The organism is Roseivirga sp. (assembly GCF_965216855.1).
GTDB lineage: Bacteria > Bacteroidota > Bacteroidia > Cytophagales > Cyclobacteriaceae > Roseivirga.
Map to the genome: position 1 here is coordinate 2,850,972 of NZ_OZ244204.1, position 12,565 is coordinate 2,863,536.

The 12,565-nt window shown below is 43.9% G+C and carries 13 protein-coding genes; 8 read left to right on the top strand and 5 right to left on the bottom strand.

All coding sequences use genetic code 11. The features are described 5' to 3' along the window. The first annotated feature begins 3 nt into the window (after positions 1 to 3). Genes ACOOEY_RS12610 through ACOOEY_RS12620 form a run of 3 tightly spaced genes read left to right on the top strand, consistent with a single transcriptional unit; the run spans position 4 to position 2,519 of the window. Positions 4 to 1,200 carry a pyridoxal phosphate-dependent aminotransferase gene (locus ACOOEY_RS12610; RefSeq protein WP_420385073.1) on the top strand — a complete coding sequence of 399 codons (1,197 nt, stop codon included), beginning with the start codon at positions 4 to 6 and terminating at the stop codon, positions 1,198 to 1,200. After that, positions 1,201 to 2,196 carry a bifunctional heptose 7-phosphate kinase/heptose 1-phosphate adenyltransferase gene (locus ACOOEY_RS12615; protein ID WP_420385074.1) on the top strand — a complete coding sequence of 332 codons (996 nt, stop codon included), beginning with the start codon at positions 1,201 to 1,203 and terminating at the stop codon, positions 2,194 to 2,196. Continuing rightward, complete coding sequence (locus ACOOEY_RS12620; RefSeq protein WP_420385075.1) at positions 2,196 to 2,519, top strand: cupin domain-containing protein; 324 nt, start codon at positions 2,196 to 2,198, stop codon at positions 2,517 to 2,519. Before ACOOEY_RS12615 ends, ACOOEY_RS12620 begins: the two co-directional genes overlap by 1 nt. Here the strand turns inward: ACOOEY_RS12620 and ACOOEY_RS12625 are convergent. Continuing rightward, positions 2,513 to 3,406 carry a TolB family protein gene (locus ACOOEY_RS12625; RefSeq protein ID WP_420385076.1) on the bottom strand — a complete coding sequence of 298 codons (894 nt, stop codon included), beginning with the start codon at positions 3,404 to 3,406 and terminating at the stop codon, positions 2,513 to 2,515. The genes ACOOEY_RS12620 and ACOOEY_RS12625 overlap by 7 nt on opposite strands. 163 nt (positions 3,407 to 3,569) lie before the next feature. On the opposite strand from ACOOEY_RS12625, the gene ACOOEY_RS12630 reads away from it, so the two are divergent. The 3 genes from ACOOEY_RS12630 (at position 3,570) to ACOOEY_RS12640 (ending at position 5,965) form a co-directional block, all read left to right on the top strand. Next, a complete protein-coding gene (locus ACOOEY_RS12630; protein WP_420385077.1) occupies positions 3,570 to 4,085 on the top strand; it encodes a DinB family protein in 516 nt (171 codons plus the stop codon). A 252-nt stretch (positions 4,086 to 4,337) separates the two neighbouring features. Continuing rightward, complete coding sequence (locus ACOOEY_RS12635) at positions 4,338 to 5,093, top strand: hypothetical protein (RefSeq protein ID WP_420385078.1); 756 nt, start codon at positions 4,338 to 4,340, stop codon at positions 5,091 to 5,093. Beyond that, positions 5,078 to 5,965, top strand: a complete 888-nt coding sequence (locus ACOOEY_RS12640; protein WP_420385079.1) for an alpha/beta fold hydrolase — start codon at positions 5,078 to 5,080, stop codon at positions 5,963 to 5,965. Before ACOOEY_RS12635 ends, ACOOEY_RS12640 begins: the two co-directional genes overlap by 16 nt. A gap of 14 nt (positions 5,966 to 5,979) precedes the next feature. On the opposite strand, the gene ACOOEY_RS12645 is transcribed toward ACOOEY_RS12640, so the two are convergent. Genes ACOOEY_RS12645 through ACOOEY_RS12660 form a run of 4 tightly spaced genes read right to left on the bottom strand, consistent with a single transcriptional unit; the run spans position 5,980 to position 10,650 of the window. Further along, positions 5,980 to 7,299: an amidohydrolase gene (locus ACOOEY_RS12645; protein WP_420385080.1), complete on the bottom strand. Its 1,320-nt coding sequence runs from the start codon at positions 7,297 to 7,299 to the stop codon at positions 5,980 to 5,982. 49 nt (positions 7,300 to 7,348) lie between these two features. Next, the gene (gene hemE / locus ACOOEY_RS12650; protein WP_420385081.1) at positions 7,349 to 8,401 is read right to left on the bottom strand and encodes a uroporphyrinogen decarboxylase; all 1,053 of its coding nucleotides are present in this window, start codon (positions 8,399 to 8,401) and stop codon (positions 7,349 to 7,351) included. Positions 8,402 to 8,423: 22 nt separating this feature from the next. Beyond that, positions 8,424 to 9,167 carry a hypothetical protein gene (locus ACOOEY_RS12655; protein WP_420385082.1) on the bottom strand — a complete coding sequence of 248 codons (744 nt, stop codon included), beginning with the start codon at positions 9,165 to 9,167 and terminating at the stop codon, positions 8,424 to 8,426. A 1-nt stretch (position 9,168) separates the two neighbouring features. Continuing rightward, positions 9,169 to 10,650, bottom strand: coding sequence for a hypothetical protein (locus ACOOEY_RS12660; protein WP_420385083.1), 1,482 nt, complete (start codon positions 10,648 to 10,650; stop codon positions 9,169 to 9,171). 167 nt (positions 10,651 to 10,817) lie between these two features. Here ACOOEY_RS12660 and ACOOEY_RS12665 point away from each other — a divergent pair, with 167 nt between their 5' ends. Both ACOOEY_RS12665 and ACOOEY_RS12670 read left to right on the top strand, forming a co-directional pair. After that, a complete protein-coding gene (locus tag ACOOEY_RS12665; RefSeq protein ID WP_420385084.1) occupies positions 10,818 to 11,843 on the top strand; it encodes a sensor histidine kinase in 1,026 nt (341 codons plus the stop codon). After that, positions 11,840 to 12,544, top strand: a complete 705-nt coding sequence (locus ACOOEY_RS12670) for a LytR/AlgR family response regulator transcription factor (RefSeq protein WP_420385085.1) — start codon at positions 11,840 to 11,842, stop codon at positions 12,542 to 12,544. The genes ACOOEY_RS12665 and ACOOEY_RS12670 overlap by 4 nt, the downstream gene beginning before the upstream one ends. The last annotated feature ends 21 nt before the right edge of the window (positions 12,545 to 12,565 follow it).

Genomic DNA, 12,565 nt, shown 5'->3' on the forward strand with positions numbered 1-12,565 from the left:
AAAATGAACATGGTTTCAGACCGCATCTTAAACATGGCCGAATCGGCTACGTTGGCCATGGCAGCCAAGGCCAGAGAGTATAAAGCCAAAGGTATTAATGTAATCAGCCTAAGTCTGGGTGAGCCGGATTTTAAAACACCTCAACATATTCAGGATGGTGCTAAACAGGCGATCGATGAGGGAAAATATTTCGCTTATCCGCCCGTAAATGGTTACCTCGACCTTAGAGAAGCTATTGCTGCCAAATTCAAAAATGAGAATGGTCTCGACTATACTGCCGATCAGATAGTAGTGTCTAACGGAGCCAAACAGTCCATTGCCAATATCTTTCAGGCCATTATTAATGAAGGTGATGAAGTAGTGGTGTTCTCTCCATTCTGGGTAAGCTATTCTGCCCTAATTGAATTGGCAGGAGGAATTCCTGTCTATGTAAAGGGAAGTATCGAAAATGATTTTAAGGTAACTGCTGAGCAGTTTGCTTCAGCCATTGGTCCGAAAACCAAGGCCATGATCTTCTCTTCTCCTTGTAATCCGACAGGTTCTGTATTTACAAAAGAAGAGCTGGAAGCCATTGCCGAAGTAGTGCTTCAGCATGAAAATATGATTGTCATCTCTGATGAGATTTACGAGCATATCAATTATACCGGGGCCCATGCCAGTATAGGGGCATTGCCTGGTATGTTGGAAAGAACAGCCACCGTGAATGGTATGGCTAAAGGTTTTGCCATGACCGGCTGGAGAGTTGGGTATATTGGTGCCCCAACCTGGTTGGCTAAGGCCTGTAATAAAATTCAGGGTCAGTTTACTTCCGCCAACTGTTCTATTGCACAAAGAGCCGCTCTTACCGCATTGACTACCGATTTGGGTCCGACCAAAGCCATGGCCGATGAGTATTTGAGACGCAGAAACCTGGTGAAAGAGCTTTTAGATGAAATACCCGGTTTCAAAACCAATATGCCTCAGGGGGCTTTCTATTTCTTCCCGGATGTGAGCTCTTACTTTGGTAAATCTGATGGCAGCACAACGGTAGAGAATGCCGATGATCTGGCCATGTACATTCTTGAAAATGCACATGTCTCAGTGGTAACCGGAGGGGCTTTTGGAGATCCTGACTGTATCAGACTTTCTTATGCTGCTTCAGAAGAAGACCTGAGAAATGCTATCAGTCAGATGAAAACAGCATTAGCAAAATTGCAATAAATGACTTTTAACAACGCGGAATCACTTTTTGAAGCTTTCAGCAAACTCAAGGTCCTCGTCATTGGCGATGTAATGGTCGACTCATATATCTGGGGAGCTGTCAGCAGAATTTCACCGGAGGCCCCTGTGCCTGTTGTATTGGCTAAAAGCAAGGAAAAGCGACTGGGGGGAGCTGCGAATGTGGCACTGAACGTTCAGTCGCTTGGTGCTACACCAATTCCCTGTGCTATTGTTGGTGACGATATTGATGGTGAGTTCTTTTTGGAAAGACTTCGCGAAAGGGGTATTCCTGACAAAGGAGTAATTACCAGCTCTGAACGGGTCACTACAGTAAAAGAAAGAGTACTGGCCGGATCTCATCAGATGTTGCGTGTTGACTCTGAGTCGGACAAAGACATGAGCGAAATTGAGCAGAAAAGCCTCTTGGCTCATATCAAAAACCTGTTGCCAGAATGTGATGTGGTTATTTTCGAAGATTATGACAAAGGAGTCATTAACAAGACCATTATTTCGGAAACCATAGCTGCAGCTAATGAATTAGGTATCCCTACTGTAGTTGATCCAAAAAAGAGAAACTTCCTGGATTACAAAGGAGCCACACTCTTTAAGCCTAATTTGAAGGAACTGAGAGAAGGCTTGAAAGTGGACGTTGATCCGAAGGATATGGAATCAGTGAAGTTAGCAGCAAAGGCACTTCAGGAGGCTTTGGGAGCTAAAATGGTTATGGTTACCCTTTCTGAACATGGAGTGTTCATCAAAGACAATGGAGAAACCCACCATATTCCGGCACATATCCGCCAGATTTCAGATGTATCTGGTGCGGGGGATACTGTAATCAGTATTGTGGCCTGTGCACTGGCAGCTGGGCTTGATGCAAAACGTACGGCAGCATTAGCCAATCTCGGAGGAGGTTTGGTTTGTGAGTATGTAGGCGTTGTTCCAATCAATAAGGATGATTTGTTGCAGGAAGCCGAGGAACAGAAAATCTTTCAATAATGCCCTTCATAAATCTCAAAGACGTCCCGGCTAAAGAGTTACTCCCTGGTTTTTCAGGCAAAATGATTCATACGGAAAATATGACCCTGGCTTACTGGGATATCAAAGCCGGAAGCGTGCTGCCTGAGCACTCTCATGTACATGAGCAGGTAGCTGCGCAGGTAATCTCAGGAGAGTTCGAACTAACCTTGCAGGGAGAAACCAAACTGATGAAGGCTGGTGACGTGGCGGTCATTCCTTCAAACGTTAAACACTCAGGTAAGGCCATTACCGATTGCCGATTACTGGATGTCTTTAGTCCGGCAAGGAAAGACTATCAATAAGCAGCGAAAGCCGGAAATCTCTTGTTCATATTATCAGTCGTAAGCTGGGTCAGATGGCTACCGTCTTGATTCATTAGAAAAACCTCGGCTATTCCCTCTTCATTTTCCTGAGTGAAAACGATTTTCCCTTTACCATTGCTCCTGGCATAAGTCACATGTCCAGGGGTATCAAGTGTAATGCGACTTCCATTAGTGATGTGAACAATCTGCAATTGAGATTGTCCATCGACTTTAGCAGTCACCAATAGCTCGTCCTTAGAAATCCAGTCCTGAATAAAACAGGGATAATTCCCATTGCTGACCTGATCAATTTTATGGTCAGCCAGATGGATGACAAAGACTTGAGGAGAACCAGTTCGATTACTATTGAAAGCGATATGAAGACCATCGGCAGACCATTTGGGAATACCATCAAATCCAGCACTTTCTGTCATTTGAGTGATATTCCGTCCATTACGATCCATAATGAATACCTCTGAATCACCGGTTCTCGAAGATTGAAAGGCAATCTTTTGTCCATTAGGAGACCAAACCGGGTGACCATCTCGGGAGCTCAGGCTTGTCAATTGGAAAAGGTTCTGGGTGGTTAAATCCAGTCTGAAAATATTTCTGTGATTGGCATCTCTGTATGAATCGAATACGATTTCATGATTGGATGGACTATAATCTGATTGAAAGTCCTTTAACTCATGTGAGGCCAGTTGGCTTATTTCTCCGGTTTCTATGTTTAATGCGTATAAATCCCAGTTTTGATTTTTCTCACCCGAAAACAGTATGGTTTGGCCGGAAACATGACCAGCAATCAAATACAGGAAGGCACCTGACAGCCAGTAGGTTTTTATAAAGTACCTGGTTATTCTGATCATAACATTTTCAAAGCTATTCATTGACCCTGATTAGTCTGGAAAGATGAGGTGAATGGCAGATTATGTGACAGATTGCATAAAGCTGCCCGACTTTTCTTCTTTCGTCACAATTCATGCGGTATGTCCCTTTGTTTCGGAGGCCCTTCCCCAGGGAGCGTAATTCACAGAAACAAAATATCAAGCCATGAAGAAGTTAAGTACACTGTTTTTTGCACTATGCCTTTTATGTGTTACCCATGTGGGCAATGCTCAGGCCATTAAGAAGGCTGACCTTGTCAATGCCTGGAGCAAAATGACTAATATGTTTCTCACCACAACCAGGGATATGCCAGCTGAGCATTTTAGTTTTCAACCCACCAAAGACATCGCCCCTTTTGGTGATTTGGTTGGGCATACCATTGGAGCCAACTATCTCTTCGGCCCAACAGTCAATGGACCGAAAGTAGAGCGACCAGAATTTGATGCTGCCAATAAAAAAGAGGTAGTAGAAAACATGGAGAAATCTTTCAAATACATTGCCGATGCAATTGATCAGCTCTCAGACGATAATTTGAATGATGAAATAGAATGGTTTGGCAGTAAGATGACCCGTCTCAAGGCCATTCTTAGCATGACCGATCATGTGGAGCGGGAATATGGAAAGGTAATAACTTATGCAAGACTGAAGGGAGTTAAGCCTGCCGGAGGGCGAGGCTGGTAGTTATTGGCGGGCATGTAGGTCGATATCCTTATCAATGAGCGGATCTTTCTTACAGGCAGATGATCGATTGTTCAAAACCTCATTGGTTTGCTTGAATTATGAATGCAGATCGGGAACTCACCTGTGAGTTTGTCAAAGGGTTCTGAAGCGATTTACTGCCCGCTACTTTAATCTGTTGAGAATTGCTAATTATAAACAGTAGACTAGGTATATATGAGCTCACAATAGTTCTATAGCCACAATTAGAAAAGAATGAAGAAATTATTATTTACCCTCATTTTCATCTTACCTGTCAGTCAGACTCTGGCTCAATCATCATCTTCTCAAAAGCAATGGGCTGGCAGAGAGATAGATCTTCAGCATATTCAGGAAGTGGTTAATGAATACCACATGTATAACTCAGACAGGAATAAGGTTGGATCAATGATTTTTGGTTTCTGGTTTGAAGGAGGCAGACTTTGGGCCAGAGACACTTCGAGTTTTGATGATGGCAGTGTATATGAGGTGGCCCAATTTAGTATGGATACCACCAGCATGGAACTCAGGACGGATAAAACAGATATGCAGACTCCCAATGCAGATATTAAAATAGACCTGAACTTCGATAGTAAGAAGGTGACCGGACAGGCTGATGTAAAAAGGGCTAATGGAAATAACAATCACATTCCTATTGATGATGACTATGCCTATACCATTGTAAGAAGTGAGATTTATATGCTTCTGCATACGCTGAGCCTCCCCAGAGGAGATACCCTAAGTCTGGATGTATTGGTGCCGAATAGTTTGAATGTCTCCAAAGTGCAGCTTTATTATACGGGGGAAGAGCGTGTGACAACCGAATATGGCAAATTTCGATGCGATGTCTACTGGTTGAAGACTGATGGCAAAATGCCTGAAAACAAGATCTGGGTGAGCAAAAAGTCCCCGAGAACAATTGTCAGGTTTCATGTTCCTGCTGCCTCTCTCGATATAGAGCTGGTGAATCAGCGTGAATGGAAAAAGGATTAATGGAGTCCAACGGAGTCTGTTGGCTTCCCGATGGGCGCTACCTAGGTTATGCACTTTACGGTGACCCGAATGGCTATCCAATATTGTATTTTCATGGAGGGCAGGAGAGTCGTTTGTCTAGTACTTTTATGCATGAGGCCTGCTGTTCTATCGGTATTAGACTTATCTCACCCGAGAGACCAGGCATTGGACTGTCTACCTTTCACCCTCAAAGGAAATTCTCCCATTGGGCTTCTGATATTCAGGAACTGGTAAGGCATCTTCAGCTACCACAGTATTCAATATTTGGTTTATCAGGAGGAGCACCACATGTATTGGCCTGTGTAAGTGCACAGCTTAAGGGTCTTTCAAAGGCTGCTGTGGTTTCCGGTGCTGCTCCCTACAATTTTAAGGGAAGTTTGAAAGGGATGTGGTTTCCAGTACAGATGATGCATTATATGGCAAGGTTCAAGAACAATGCGCTTTTGAGTAAAGCCATTGACTATGACTATCGTGAACTCAGGGATAGTCCTGAAAAGAGGTTGAAACAACTACAAAAGCATTTACCGCGACCTGATCGTGTGCTGTTGAATACCAATCCCGATTATGGTATGGAATTTATAAGAGGGGCTCTGGAAGCCTATACCCAGGGTATTGACGGAGTTGTTCAGGAATGGCAAATGTATGTAAGGGATTGGGAGATCGATTTCGACCGCATTGAACATCCTTTAACCTTATGGTATGGTACAAGCGATAAAATGGCTCCACCCGCCAGGGCTGAGTTCTATGACAGACGTATTCCTCATACCAGGCTTAATCTGATTGAGAATGAAGGACACTTCTCCCTGATCAGGAATCACATTCGGCCGATTTTAAATGATCTCCTCCCCTGATAGGACGATAAGGTTTATTTCTTCTTGTCAGCGTAATCCACGACCAGACGACTCATCAATTGGATTCCGGTAAGCATTCCCTCATCATCTACATAAAAGTCTGGTGTATGATGCGGTGCAGCAGTAGCCGGGTCTTGTCCTTTGGGCATACCACCCAAAAAGAAGAATAGGCCCGGAATTTCCTGTTGGAAGAATGAGAAGTCTTCGGCTCCCGTAATGGCATTCATATTGGCATTTACATTTTCTGCACCAATAACATCAACGAAGGTGCTGCCCATCATAGCGGTTAATTCAGGGTCATTATAAGTAACCGGGTAACCTTTGTCGATACTTAATGTAGCTTCTGCACCATTGCTTTCTGCTGTGTTTTGCACCACGGTTCGGAATCTTTCGAAGAGGACTTCTCTCATGTCAGCATCCAGTGTGCGGATAGTACCTACCAGTTTGGCCTCTTCAGGAATGATGTTGCTTCTAACGCCTGCTTCAATTTTACCGAAGCTCAATACCGCGGCTGCGGTGGTTAAAGGCATACTCCTGCTCACAATGGTTTGTGCATTGTTGATGATTTGTGCAGCAGTAACAATCGGGTCTATTCCGGTCCATGGTGTTGAACCGTGTGTTTGTTTTCCTTTGATGTTGATCTCGAAGCTGTTTACTGCAGCCATAATTCCATTAGGGCGGTAATTCACTTTACCCACCTCGGTTTGTGCATTGATGTGTAATCCAAAAATCACATCCATTCCCTGAGTGACACCTTCCTTAACCATCAGTTCAGCACCGCCTTCTTCTCCCGCAGGAGCGCCTTCTTCAGCCGGTTGAAAAACGAATTTTACTGTGCCACGAATATCCTTTTTGACCTGGCTAAGCACTTCTGCAACCCCCATTAGAATGGCGACATGAGTATCATGTCCACAGGCATGCATAACCGGTACTTCTTCACCATTGTATTCACCGATTTGCTTAGATGCCCAGGGAAGATCTACCCTTTCTTTTACCGGGAGGCCATCCATATCTGCTCGCAGGCCGATAACCGGCCCGGGCTTGCCTCCTTTGAGAATGCCTACCACTCCGGTTTTAGCTACACCTTCCTGTACCTCTATGCCCAAAGACTTTAAGTGAGCGGCTATATAGGCGGCCGTTTTAAACTCCCTGTTGGAAAGCTCAGCGTTCTGGTGAATCCAGTGGCGCCATTCAATGACCTTGGGTTCTACTTCTTTGGCTAGTTCAAGGACTTTGTCAGATAAAGCATCTTTTTCAGGATTACCACCTGAGTTGGTAAAACCGTTGAATGTTGTAAGGATACACAGGCTGAGAACAAGGAGTGATCTTTTCATGGCTAATTATTTCCATGAAAATAATCATATTCCTGAAGTTCAGAAAAGCTTAACCTATTTCAGCGGAGCGAAGCTTAGCGCTATACTCTTTTACTGTCTTGATAAAGACTTTTACTTTTTCAGGATCGGTATCCGGGTAAACACCATGTCCGAGGTTAGCGATGTGTCGGCTGGTACCGAATTCATCAAGCATCTTTTTGGTGGCCTTTTCCAGTTCAGCATCAGGAGCGTATAAAGCACATGGATCAAGATTGCCCTGTAAGGTCTTATTCTCTCCAATAAGTCTCCTTGAGTTCTGTATGTCCATGCTCCAATCCAGACCGATGGTTTCGCAGTTGAGGTGTCTCATTTCGGAACGGGCGAAGAATGCTCCTTTCGAGAAGACCGTGACCGGCACATCAGTGATAGCATCGCAGATTTGGGCGATATATTTCATGGAGAACCTGTTGTATTGCTCTGGTCCAAGAATACCTGCCCATGAATCGAAAACCTGTATCAGATCTGCACCTGCCTCTACCTGCGCCTTCAGGTAGTCAATTGTAGAGTCTGTGATCAGTTTCAGTAACTGATCCGCCATCATCGGATCATTGTATAGCATCCTTCTGGCCTTGGAGAAAGTTTTGCTGCCATGACCTTCAATCATGTAGCAGAAAATAGTCCAGGGAGCACCTGCAAAACCAATCAATGGTACACGTCCGTTTAATTCCTTTTTCGTGATTTTGATGGCTTCTAAAACATAGCCCAGATCACTTTGAACATCGGCTTTTTTCAGCGCTTTCAGATCTTCATCTGTAGAGACTGTTTTAGGGAACCATGGACCTTTTTTCTCCACCATCTCATAGGGAAGTCCCATGGCTTCAGGAATCACCAGAATATCAGAGAAAATGATGGCGGCATCTACGCCCAGAATATCCACCGGCTGAATGGTTACCTCGGCTGCCAGTTCCGGAGTTTGAGCCAACTCGATAAAGCCACTGAGGCTGTTTCTAACTGCTCTGTATTCAGGTAAAATTCTGCCGGCCTGGCGCATCAGCCAAACCGGAGTTCTTTCTACTTTTTCTCCCTTTGCCGCTCTGATCAGCAGATCATTCTGTAATTCCATGCGGCAAAGATAGGAATTGTTTCTACTCGTATAACCTCACTTTGCGAATCTTCATCTGGTTATACTGACTTTCCATTTTCACAAAATTCTGACCTCGTTTGGTGTACCAGAATCTGGTGGGTTGGGTGCCTCTATAATCCGTATAGATGATCCAGCAATCCATGGTTTTACCATTGGCGAGTTTGAGCTTCTCACTCCCTTCAACCTCAAGGGTGTAAAAGTCGGGTGGTGTTTGTCCACCCGGGTGATAAAAGTTCATGACTACTTTTTTTCCTTCACTCATGGGAATAAGAGAGTAAGTCTCCAGGTCTACTTCCCAGTTATAGGTACCTTCGGTAAGAGCCAATTCGAAGTCTGCCTGTTTGTTATCCAGGGCACTGTCCAGGCCGGTTACCTGATTCGCTTCGAAACTGAAAGCCTCTTTACCCTGAGTTTTGGTGTAGCGAATATGTTGAACCGGTTTCATAGTGTAGGGTTCACAGAAATATTCAAAGTGACCGACCCATTGTTGATTGGGAGAGTTCCACTCATGACGGATGCGCACGTATTCCTTTCCGTTAATGTTCACCATTTCGGTAGTTCTGGTTTTGATGGAAGCATTGAGCCTGCCATTCGCTTCATTGTAAACCAGGTCGGTTACGGTACCCATTTCCAGGTTCTTAAATTGTTTGAATCGATGTCCTACACGAATGGTGTCGACCTTTTGAGCATGAAGTGAACTTATGGTCAGAATGAAAAGCAGTGTGATGGTTTTGATCAGTTTCATATCAGAGTTTTTCAAGGAATGCTAAAATTTCAGAATAGGCGAGAGGTGAAGTATGGAAAGCAAAAACAGTTTCGACTTCCAGTCCATGGCGGTCGATTGCGGCTTTTACTTCAGTGAGGTATTGCGGTGAGAAAAAGCTTTTGTTCCGAGCTATATATTGCACCAGGTCACTCGCATAGAGTACTTTCTGTTTCGGCATGTAGAGCATAATCATCCGCTCACCGCCTTCTCCATTCACAGGAATGACCTGAACGGGTATTTCGGGATCATCCAACAACATAGGTTTATCCACCAGTTTGAACCTGGGCTTTTGGCGGGCTTCTTCATATAAATCTGGAAGAGGGGAATGATCAGCATCTAAAACCTTTCGAATAATCTCTTCATTGAGTCGATGGGTATAGATGGGGACCTTTCTGGCAGCAAACTCTCTGATACCACCAATGTGTGGCCAGGCATCAGAAGTGGAAAAAACCGCCTTGATGGGTTTGTCAGGGTATTGCTTTTTCAGATAGTCGAGGTGCTGTGCATTGTAACCTGATGAAATGGGCGATTCAATAATCAGAATGCCATCTGCCTGAATAATATGACCTACATACCAGCTCCCCGGAATGGTATACAGATTATCCGCCACTTTGATCGTCTGATCGATGGGCAGAGCGGTTTCCTCTACAGGTTGTGCTGGTGGTGAAGCCGGTATGTTTTCAGGTATTTCAAATAAATCACTATCCAGTTCAGACTGAAAGCTGATGGAAATGATGGTACTGGATTGGTAGAGTTTCCCCAGTTTGTAAATTGACCATTGAGCCGGATAGCGGATTTCTCCGGGGTAGAGCCATTGCAAGGAATAGATAATTGTTGTTTTGAATTTTCCCCAGGGGTAATTGAAAACATCCTGAGGTAGAAAGCTTTCAATTTCGGCCTGATATAATAGAAGCGTGTTTGTGTTGATAAAGAGTTTATGGTCAAGTCCTTCTTTTTGATAGCTGATTACATGGTGTAGTGTACCCTCTACAACAGCATCTTTTTCCAGTTTCAGCGGATGATTGAGCGCTTCGAAAATCAATCGTTCCGGGGCATAGCGCAGCCATTCATCGTAGCTGGTTCTGTAACTGGCCGGCATGGGAAACGACCGATCTCCGAATTTCAAGAGACCTTTATCTTCATTAAGGACAAGCATTGTTTCTGAAGCTCCGGCAGATTGAAACTGCCTGGTAGATTCCTTTCGATGGAGCATGGTTTTCCAGATTCCTCTGGTTTCGTCTACCACCTGATAGGAAGTAATGAAGGGGCCGTTGGGATTTTCCGACTGCTCCATCCAGTGCTTGTGACCTACATGGGTCATCTGAATTTGCCGGATGTCTTTCCAGGTATCCATGCCGCCCATGGCCTGAATAACATCGGCCAGAATGGATTTGGCGTCCTGAGCTTTGACAACAGTCAGGCACAGGCATAAAGTGATAGTAATGAGTATTGACCTTTTCATGTGCACAAGAACAGGGATTTGGAACTTTGAAGTCCGTTAAATAGACCTTTTGGCTCATCAAATCGGCAGTTCGTTATTGGGGGAGGTCACTTGTGAGATGTCGATTAAAATCTATCGAATGTCGATGATTGGTTTTCCTTAACTTCACATTGCTTTATTTGCAACTGATGAAGTGGGCCGACCAGCGAAATATTTTTCTACTACACCTGTCTTTCTGGGTATTGTTCTTTGCCTTTAAGGTATTTGACTATGCGAATGATATACCGACCAGAATGGCCATTACACTGGTGATTTGTCAACATACATTCAGTGTGGTTGGGGCTTATGTTCATTACTTTTTCCTTCTTCCTTTACTGATTGAAAGGAAGAAAATTGCCCTCTACATTTTACTGTTGCTGGGTTTACTGGCAGTCTGTATAGTGGGAAGAGGTTTGCTTGAATCGAGGTTTATCAGTGGAATATTCAATACTGACTATTATGATACATGGACTTTCGCGAGAGTCTCCAGTATGGTTTGGACGCTCGGTTCTTTTGTAGTGTTTATCTCACTGATCAAATTCACTATTGACCGCTTTGTATTGGAAAATCAGAAGAGGGAGCTGGAAAATGAAAAGCTGAATGCTGAACTCAATTACCTGAAGGCACAAATCAATCCACACTTTCTTTTCAATACCCTTCATAACCTGAATTATCTCAGTCAGATTAAGAGTGATCAGGCCACCGAAGTCATTTTGAAGCTCTCCAATATCATGCGCTACATGATTTATGAATCGAATAAGCTGAAGGTAACTTTGGCCAAGGAGATCAGCTATATTCAGGATTACCTTGATCTGGAAGCGATTCGACTGAATAAAGCTTTTGATCTCCGGTTCAATATTTCCAGGGTTGATCAGCAATTGGAAATTGTGCCTCTTATTTTAATTCCTCTGGTTGAAAATGCCTTTAAACATGGAATTAGTGATCAGGAGCTTAAGAACTGGATTCAGATTGATTTGCAAAGCGAGGGGAATCAACTGACATTCAATGTTGAAAACAGTATTAAGAAAAAGGAAACGGCAAAGGAAGAAGCCTCTGGTTTTGGTTTGAATAATTTGAGAAGGAGACTGACCCTCTCGTACCCAAAGAAGCACCAACTCATCATTCAGGAGAGTAAAGATAATTTCAAGGTGAACTTAAAACTGGATATTTCATGAGCCTGACTTGTCTGATCATTGATGACGAACCCTTTGCCAGAAAGCTTTTGCTCGACTTCTGTGGCCGATTGCCCGATGTGCAGGTTGAAGGGGATTTCTCCAATGGTCTGGACGCGATGCAATATTTGAGTCAACATCCGGTGGACTTTATTTTTCTGGATATAAAGATGCCGGGCATTACAGGCATTGAGATGATCAACAGTCTGCGGAACCCGCCTAAAGTTATTTTCACTACCGCCTTTGCCGAATATGCCATCGATGGCTTCGAACTGGATGCAATAGACTATCTGCTGAAGCCCTTTGATTTTTCCAGGTTCCTGAAGGCCATTAATAAGGTAAGATCAACTCTTCCCCAGGAACCTGCTGACAAAGAAAAGGGGGCTTCTTCAGGTTTTATTTTTGTGAAAGATGGACGTGAACTCACCAAACTTCAGTTGAGTGATGTGTTGTACATCAAAGGACAAAAGGATTATGTGATGTTTGTGATGAGGGATAGGAGAGTGATGAGCCTCATGAATCTGAGAGACCTTGAGCAGGAGCTGGCAGGGAAAGCATTCGTCAGAATTCACCAGTCTTATATCATTAATGCCCATCACATTATCTCCATTTCCAATGATAAGGTGAAAGTAGGAAGTGAATTCCTGCCTGTTAGCCAAAGCTATAAACTGAGCTTTAGAAGCTTCATTGAGCAGTTTCAATAATACCTGAATAGCACTCAAAAT